This window comes from Tardiphaga sp. (genome assembly GCF_041424195.1).
Lineage (GTDB): Bacteria > Pseudomonadota > Alphaproteobacteria > Rhizobiales > Xanthobacteraceae > Tardiphaga.
Genome location: NZ_JBGMOE010000170.1, coordinates 1 through 4,959 on the forward strand (window position 1 = coordinate 1; position 4,959 = coordinate 4,959).

Here is a 4,959-nt window from a genome sequence, read left to right on the forward strand (position 1 = left end):
CAGTCGAAGTTCATCGGCATCCACTTCTTCTCGCCGGTCGAGAAGATGATGCTGGTGGAGATCATCGTCGGCAAGAACACCGGCGACGTCGCGCTGGCCACCGCGCTGGATTATGTCCGCGTCATCGGCAAGACGCCGATCGTCGTCAACGACTCCCGCGGCTTCTTCGCCAACCGCTGCGTGCTGCGCTTCACGGCCGAAGGCCTCGAAATGCTGCTCGAAGGTGTGCCGCCGGCGATGATCGAGAACACTGCCAAGATGGCCGGCATGCCGGTCGGGCCGCTGTCGCTGTCGGACGAGATCGCGCTCGATCTGGTGCTGAAGATCATGAAGGCCACCGAAGCCGATCTGGGTTCGCAGGCCGTCGATCAGGCGCAGAAGAAGCTGATCGTCGAGATGGTCGAGAAGCAGGAACGCTTCGGCCGCAAGAACGGCAAGGGCTTCTACGAGTATCCGCCGAAGGGCAAGGGCTCGAAGGCTCTATGGAAGGGCATCGCCCCGCTGCTGCCGAAGCCGGTCGATCCCGATACGCTCGATGTCGAGGAGCTGAAACAGCGCTTCCTGGTGGTGCAGGCGGTGGAAGCCGCGCGTACCGTCGAGGATCACGTGATCGTCGATCCGCGCGAAGCCGATGTCGGCTCGATCCTCGGCTTCGGCTTTGCGCCGTTCACCGGTGGCACGCTGAGCTATATCGACTTCATGGGCACCAAGAAGTTTGTCGAGCTCTGCCACAAGCTCGAAGCCAAATACGGCTCGCGCTTCACCCCGCCGAAGCTGCTCGAGGAGATGGCGGCCAAGGGCGAGACCTTCTACGGCCGCTTCCCGCCGAAGAAACTGGCCGCGGCGTAACTCGCTGCCCGATCCACCCTCTCCCACAAGGGGAGGGGAAGAAGGCAGACAAAAAAGGCCGGATCATCGATCCGGCCTTTTGCGTTCTCAGCCGATGAAATTGCAGCTCACGCCGCCTTCATCAGACCTTCCTTGGTCAGCGCTTCCTGCACCGGCGGGCGGGCCGCGACGCGGTCCTTATAGGCCATCAGGTTCTTGAACTCGGAGAGGTCGATGCTCATCCGGTCGGCCCATTTCAGCATGACGAACAGATAGCCGTCAGCGACGCTGAAATCCTTGCCCATCAGGTAATCCTTACCCGCGAGCTGGCCATCGAGATATTTGAACTTGCCCATCAGACGGGTTCTGAAGAAGCCCTTCACCTCGTCGTCGAACACCGGCTGGAACAGCGGGCTGAAATTCTTGTGCAGCTCGCCATTGATGAAGCCAAGATACTCCTGCAGCTGGCGGCGCGCATTGCTGCCATTGGCCGGCGCCAGATTCTTGGCAGCAGCCTCGTCGGCGATGTACTGCACGATGACCGGGCCTTCGGTGAGGAGTTCGCCGCTGTCCAGGCCGAGCGCGGGTACCTGACCTTTCGGGTTGATGGCGAGATAGTCGTCGCCATTTTCCAGCTTCTTGGCTTTCAGGTCGACCTTCACGAGATCGTAAGGCAGGCCGGCTTCGAGAAGTGCGATATGAGGGGAGAGCGAGCAGGCGCCCGGCGAATAATACAGCTTCATCGAAAAATCCTCCCTGAAGACATTGGTTTAACCACGCGGGTGACTAAATGCATCTGCATGAAAGAGTCAAGATTGATGCAGCTGCATCAAGTGGGCTAGGGTGCCGCCACCATTTGGACTGAGCCATGAAACGTAAACCTTCCCTTGAGGCGACAGCCGCCTGGATCCGCCTGATGCGAATCCAGAGCCGGGTGCTGGACGCCGTCGAGCAGGATCTCAAGCGCGCCGGCTTTCCGCCGCTCGCATGGTATGACGCGCTGGCCGAGCTGTCGCGCTCACCGACCGGCGAGATGCGCCCGGTCGAGCTTGAGAAGCAGATGCTGATACCGCAATATTCGACATCGCGTCTGATCGACCGTCTGGTCGACGAAGGCTTGGCTGCACGCCGCGAATGCAAGATGGACAAGCGAGGCCTGTTCGTCGAGATCACGGCGGCCGGACGCGAGTTGCACAAGAAGATGGGCTGCGCCTATTCAACGGCGATCGAGAAACATGTCGGCTCGAAACTGTCCGACGCAGATGCAGCAAAACTGTGCGGCCTGCTCGACCGGCTCGGCTGCGCATGCCAAGAAGCGGCACCGACAGTGACATCGCCGGCCGCCAGAGACGCCGCGCCAGCGCGATGAACCTAATTTTTGCCTGCGTTCGCGACCTGCACGGGCCGCGGGCGTCCCCGACACCGCGCGCGACTGATTGCAGCGCTTTTCATTCGGAATTTTCATGGCGCGTGACCAAATCGATATGACGCCGCTGCAGTCGCGCGACGAACTCGTGGCGTGGCTGGCGGCGGGCGTGAAGCCGCCATCGGAATTCCGCATCGGCACCGAACACGAGAAGACGCCGTTCACGCTGAGCGGTCACAATCCGGTGCCTTACGAAGGCCCACGTGGCATTGGTGCGGTGCTGGACGGCATGAAGCACCTGCTCGGCTGGGAGCCGATCATGGAAGCCGGAAATATCATCGGCCTCTATGACGTCACGGGCGGCGGCGCGATTTCGCTGGAGCCCGGCGGCCAGTTCGAATTGTCCGGCGCGCCGGTGGAGACGGTGCATCAGACGCAGTCCGAACTGATGGCGCATCTGGCGCAGGTGCGCGAAGTGGCGACGCCGCTGGGCATCGGCTTTCTTGGCCTCGGTCTCACCCCATCCTGGTCGCGTGCGCAGATCCCGGTGATGCCCAAGGGCCGCTACAAGATCATGACCAATTACATGCCCAAAGTGGGTCAGTATGGCCTGGACATGATGTACCGGACCTGCACGGTGCAGACCAATCTCGACTTCTCCTCGGAAGCCGACATGGTGAAGAAGCTGCGCGTTTCCGTTGCGCTGCAGCCAATCGCGACCGCATTGTTCGCAAATTCCCCGTTCACTGAAGGCAAGCCCAACGGCTTCCTGTCGTTCCGTTCCGAAGTCTGGCGTGACACGGATAATGCCCGCTCTGGCATGATCCCCTGGGCGTTTGAATCCGGCATGGGCTTCGAACGCTGGGTCGATTACGCGCTCGACGTGCCCATGTATTTCGTCAAGCGCGGCGACACTTACATCGACGTGTCCGGCTCGTCGTTTCGCGATTTCTTCGCGGGCAAGAATGAAAAGATGCCCGGCGAAAGGCCCACTCTGTCGGATTGGGCCAATCATCTCTCGACGATTTTCCCGGAAGTCCGCCTGAAGCGCTATCTCGAAATGCGGGGCGCCGATGGCGTGCCGTCGGATCGCTTGCCGGCATTGTCGGCCTTCTGGGTCGGGCTGCTTTACGACGATGGCGCACTCGATGCTGCCTGGGACATCGTCAAGCACTGGACCGCCCAGGAGCGTCAGGCGTTGCGCGATGACGTGCCGAAATTGGGTTTCAAGGCGAAGATCAAGGATCGCTATCTGTTCGAGATCGCCAAGGAGTGTCTTCTTCTCGCTCATGGCGGCCTGCGCCGCCGCGGCAACCTCGATGCGCATGGACGCGACGAGTCCCGCCACCTGGAGGCGCTCGATCAGATCCTGGATTCCGGCAAGACTCCGGCCGAGCAGATGCTTGACAGGTTTCATGGCGCCTGGGATGGCTCGGTGGCACCGGCCTATAAGGAATACTGCTTCTAGATCAGCGGCTTGGGGAAGCTGAAAATCCGTTCATCAGCGGTACAGGTGACCGGCGTTCCAATGGCGTTCTTCTGACGCCGTTTGCAAACCGCTGAAAGTCATCCTGCATGTCGAGGAATCTGCTCAGAGCGTGTCTGACAGCCTTCGCCATGCTGTTGCTGGCAGCCGTGACGCCTGTCCGGGCGCAAACCAATTTCGATCGGCCTGGCGGGGACTATTCGCGTTCGGTCTCGCAGTCCGGTGATCCCGCCGAATGCGCGCTGATCTGCGAGCGCGACAAGAAGTGCCGCGCCTGGAGCTTCAATTATCCAAGCGACAATTCCGAAAACGCGGTGTGCTGGCTGAAAGACAAGGTGCCGCCGCGGATCGAGAGCTATTGCTGCGTCTCCGGCGTGCGTGGTGCCGGCGTCATCGAGCCCCGCACTGGTCCCGTAGAAACGTCGACCGATCGTTTTGGCGGCGATTATCGCTCGTTCGAGGTCAAGAATGACGACAAGGCCGAGCGTGGTGACGCCTGTCGCGATGCCTGCGAGGGCGACAACAAATGCCGCGCGTGGACCTTTGCGCGCCCCGGCTATGCCGGCAAGAACGCCCGGTGTTTCCTGAAGAACGACATCAAGCCGCCGCGCCGCAAACCGGGATTTATCTCGGGCGTGGTGCGGTAACGCGTGGCGACAGGGACAAGGAAGCTTAGCCCTTGTGCTTTCGTGTCTGCGGGCACCCAGACATTGTGTCCTTGCCGACTTCCGATCAGCGATTAACGCGACATTCTATCCGCCGATGTGGCTTGCCATATATGTGGCAGAACTCTGCGGGCGCACTGCAGCCGCAAAACGCATCTTCATTAAAATGCGCAGCATCGCGTGCGACGCGACGTGTGATCGATGCAGCAACGCAAAAGCACACCGAGTGCATTTGATCATGCTCGACGCGAAGATTTCCGCGCGCATATCGGCCGAAGGGCCGCAAGGCCCGTAAACAAAGGCGTTTCCGCGTGTCGCGCTTGTGGGTAATTGCGAGAATTGCATCGTGCGATCGCGCGCGCATGAAAAGAAACATCGAATAATTTTGCTGCGTCGCATTTTTTTCAAAAAAGCTGTTGCGTCTCTCGAAGCCCCGGCCTATAGGTTCACTCCCTTCGGGGCGCTGCACACAGTCTTTCGAGACGCAGCCTGATGACTTCCACTAGGAATGATCAGAACGAAATTTTCTCCCTACTGGGGAGGGCAATGCTTCGGCGTTGGGCTGTTTGACAAGTTAAATTGAAGAAAGAGAAACGTGGACGGCGGAGTCCTTG

At 60.2% G+C, this 4,959-nt stretch carries 5 protein-coding genes; 4 read left to right on the forward strand and 1 reads right to left on the reverse strand.

Features of this window, described 5'->3' with window-relative positions; translation table 11 throughout:
* On the forward strand, positions 1-849 hold an 849-nt coding region (locus tag ACEK02_RS23220), incomplete at its 5' end, for a 3-hydroxyacyl-CoA dehydrogenase family protein (RefSeq protein WP_371423899.1).
* Between the two features lie 107 nt (positions 850-956).
* Here the strand turns inward: ACEK02_RS23220 and gstA are convergent.
* Positions 957-1,571, reverse strand: coding sequence for a glutathione transferase GstA (gstA, locus tag ACEK02_RS23225; protein WP_371423900.1), 615 nt, complete (start codon positions 1,569-1,571; stop codon positions 957-959).
* 125 nt (positions 1,572-1,696) lie between these two features.
* Here gstA and ACEK02_RS23230 point away from each other — a divergent pair, with 125 nt between their 5' ends.
* The 3 genes from ACEK02_RS23230 (at position 1,697) to ACEK02_RS23240 (ending at position 4,327) form a co-directional block, all read left to right on the forward strand.
* Positions 1,697-2,197 carry a MarR family winged helix-turn-helix transcriptional regulator gene (locus ACEK02_RS23230; protein ID WP_371423901.1) on the forward strand — a complete coding sequence of 167 codons (501 nt, stop codon included), beginning with the start codon at positions 1,697-1,699 and terminating at the stop codon, positions 2,195-2,197.
* A 94-nt stretch (positions 2,198-2,291) separates the two neighbouring features.
* Positions 2,292-3,662: a glutamate--cysteine ligase gene (locus ACEK02_RS23235; protein ID WP_371423902.1), complete on the forward strand. Its 1,371-nt coding sequence runs from the start codon at positions 2,292-2,294 to the stop codon at positions 3,660-3,662.
* Positions 3,663-3,769: 107 nt separating this feature from the next.
* Positions 3,770-4,327, forward strand: coding sequence for a PAN domain-containing protein (locus ACEK02_RS23240; RefSeq protein ID WP_371423903.1), 558 nt, complete (start codon positions 3,770-3,772; stop codon positions 4,325-4,327).
* The last annotated feature ends 632 nt before the right edge of the window (positions 4,328-4,959 follow it).

Excerpts from the sequence above, each read along its gene's own strand:
- gstA (WP_371423900.1), bottom strand. The coding sequence starts at position 1,571 with ATGAAGCTGTATTATTCGCCGGGCGCCTGCTCGCTCTCCCCTCATATC.
- ACEK02_RS23230 (WP_371423901.1), top strand. The coding sequence starts at position 1,697 with ATGAAACGTAAACCTTCCCTTGAGGCGACAGCCGCCTGGATCCGCCTG.
- ACEK02_RS23235 (WP_371423902.1), top strand. The coding sequence starts at position 2,292 with ATGGCGCGTGACCAAATCGATATGACGCCGCTGCAGTCGCGCGACGAA.
- ACEK02_RS23240 (WP_371423903.1), top strand. The coding sequence starts at position 3,770 with ATGTCGAGGAATCTGCTCAGAGCGTGTCTGACAGCCTTCGCCATGCTG.